The sequence below is a fragment of the Roseisolibacter sp. H3M3-2 genome, assembly GCF_029211165.1.
GTDB lineage: Bacteria > Gemmatimonadota > Gemmatimonadetes > Gemmatimonadales > Gemmatimonadaceae > Roseisolibacter.
In genome coordinates this window covers 1-2,113 of the sequence record NZ_JARGEK010000569.1, presented here as the reverse complement: position 1 = coordinate 2,113, position 2,113 = coordinate 1, and the positions used below count along the sequence as shown (strand labels likewise).

At 73.1% G+C, this 2,113-nt stretch carries 4 protein-coding genes; all 4 read left to right on the top strand.

Annotation, left to right across the window (positions count from 1 at the left end; genetic code table 11):
* Positions 1 to 227 precede the first annotated feature (227 nt).
* Complete coding sequence (locus tag PYV61_RS24615; protein WP_275836523.1) at positions 228 to 542, top strand: flagellar biosynthesis anti-sigma factor FlgM; 315 nt, start codon at positions 228 to 230, stop codon at positions 540 to 542.
* Positions 543 to 661: 119 nt separating this feature from the next.
* Complete coding sequence (locus PYV61_RS24610) at positions 662 to 1,027, top strand: response regulator (RefSeq protein ID WP_275836522.1); 366 nt, start codon at positions 662 to 664, stop codon at positions 1,025 to 1,027.
* 5 nt (positions 1,028 to 1,032) lie between these two features.
* Positions 1,033 to 1,719 (top strand): hypothetical protein, encoded by a 687-nt coding sequence (locus tag PYV61_RS24605; RefSeq protein ID WP_275836521.1) that lies wholly within the window; start codon positions 1,033 to 1,035, stop codon positions 1,717 to 1,719.
* 157 nt (positions 1,720 to 1,876) lie between these two features.
* The coding region (locus PYV61_RS24600; RefSeq protein ID WP_275836520.1) for a histidine kinase dimerization/phospho-acceptor domain-containing protein at positions 1,877 to 2,113 on the top strand (237 nt) is incomplete at its 3' end.

Sequence of the window (2,113 nt, the reverse complement as noted above, 5' to 3'; positions counted from 1 at the left end):
GGCGCCGCTGCGGGCGCTGGAGCGCGGGCTGGTGGAGGCGCGGGCCGACGCGGTCGGCCGCGCCCTCGCCGGGCAGTTCCCCGGGCGCGCGGCGCGCGCCTCCGGGGCGGAGGGCGGTGCCGGGCGGACGCCCGGCGGCGTCGATCTGCGGTTCTAGTGACGACGCAGGCCAGCGTTCAAGTTTCCGCGCCGCCCGCCGATAATCTGGGCCAAGGAGGCCAGTCAACATGAGCATTCGCAACATCGGCAACACCTACGGTCCGGCCGTGCCGGCCACCCGCGCCACCCCCGCCCCGGGGACCGGCGAGGGCGCGACGCCCGCCACGCCCGCCGCCCCGGCGGCCCGCGCGGCGCGCAGCGACTCCGTCCAGATCTCCGACGCCGGCCGCGCGCTGGCCGGGACCGAGGGCGGCGAGCGCACCGGCTCGGCGAGCGCCGAGCGCCTGGCGGAGCTGCGCCAGAAGGTGCTCGAGGGCGCCTACAACTCGGTGCAGGTCGTCGACCAGGTCGCGCAGCGCATCCTGAAGAGCGGCGACGTCTGACCCCGTGGCCGGGCGCGCGACGCCGCGCCCGCCACGCCCCACCAATCCCCCGGCCGCGCCCCCCGCGTCGCGGCCGCCCGCCCCCGGCGCGTCCCGACGCGTCCCCCGAGGAATTACCCATGAAGTTCCTGGTCGTCGACGACTCGTCCACGATGCGGCGCATCGTCGTGAACTCGCTCCAGCGCATCGGCTTCACGGACATCGTGGAGGCGGGCGACGGCAAGGAGGCGCTCGAGCGCTACGACGCCACCATCAAGTTCGTCATCACGGACTGGAACATGCCCAACATGACCGGGACCGAGCTGGCGAAGGCGCTGCGCGAGAAGGGCGAGCAGGTGCCGATCCTCATGGTGACCGCGCGGTCGGTGCGCGAGGACATCATCGAGGCGATGGAGGCGGGCGTGAACAACTACATCGTCAAGCCGTTCACGCCGCAGATCCTGAAGGAAAAGATCGACGCGCTCATGAGCGTCGCGGCCGGGTGATGACCATGGCCGCCCGCCACGAAGTCCTCTACGAGACCGAGGCCGCGCTGCGCCTGGTCGACCACGAGCTGACCGCGCTGCGCCCCGACGAGCCGGTCTCGCCGACCGAGCACCCCGCCGCGATGCACCTGCGGGCGCTCCTGAACCAGCCCGAGGGGCAGCCGGTCGGCCTCGCCGCCCTGCCGTTCATCCTCGAGCGCGCGAACCAGGAGATCCAGGCGGTCCTCGCCAACCTGCGCGACAGCCGCGACGCGCTCGAGACGGCGACGGTCGAGAAGCTGCAGCACACGAGCGAGAAGCTGAAGGAGGTCACGTCGGCCACCGAGGTGGCGGCGACGGACATCCTCGACGCGCTCGACCGCGCGCAGAACATGATCGACGACCTCGACGCGGCCGACGCGGCGGGGGAGAAGGAGAAGGGGCAGCACACCCGCGACCTCCTGCGCGAGGAGATCTTCGGGATGATGGGGTGCCTCCAGTTCCAGGACATCACGACGCAGCAGCTGGCGTACGCGTCGAGCGTGCTCACCGACATGGAGAGCCGCCTGCTGAACATCGCCAAGCTGTTCGACCCGGCGACCGTGATGGTCCGCGCCGGCACGCAGTCGCCGGACGCGCGCACCTTCGACCCGAACGCGACGACCCGCAACGCCGACCAGCGGCAGGCGGTCGCGGACGAGATCTTCAAGTAAGGGACCGAGACGGCGTGGTCTGATCCAGCGTGGTCTGATGGGGCGTGGTCCGGTACTGCGATAGCCAACACCGACAGGTGACGGCCACGCCGTACCGGACCACGCCGCTTCCGACCACGCCTTTCCTGACCACGCCCTACCTGACCGCGCCGTACCCGTGATCCCTCCCCTCGCCGCCGTCTCCCACGCCCTCCGCACCCCGCTCGCGGGGATGGCCGCGCTGCTCGACCTGCTCGCCCGCACCCCGCTCGACGCCGAGCAGGCGGGGCACGTCGCGGCGCTGCGCGAGGCGGCGGACGGGATGGGCCGCCTGGTCGAGGTCGCGCGCGCGCTCGCGCGGCTCGACGCCGCGGGGCCGCGGCCGACGCGCGCCGAGGCGAGCGACGTCGCCAAC

Excerpts from the sequence above, each read along its gene's own strand:
- PYV61_RS24605 (WP_275836521.1), top strand. The coding sequence starts at position 1,033 with ATGGCCGCCCGCCACGAAGTCCTCTACGAGACCGAGGCCGCGCTGCGC.
- PYV61_RS24615 (WP_275836523.1), top strand. The coding sequence starts at position 228 with ATGAGCATTCGCAACATCGGCAACACCTACGGTCCGGCCGTGCCGGCC.
- PYV61_RS24610 (WP_275836522.1), top strand. The coding sequence starts at position 662 with ATGAAGTTCCTGGTCGTCGACGACTCGTCCACGATGCGGCGCATCGTC.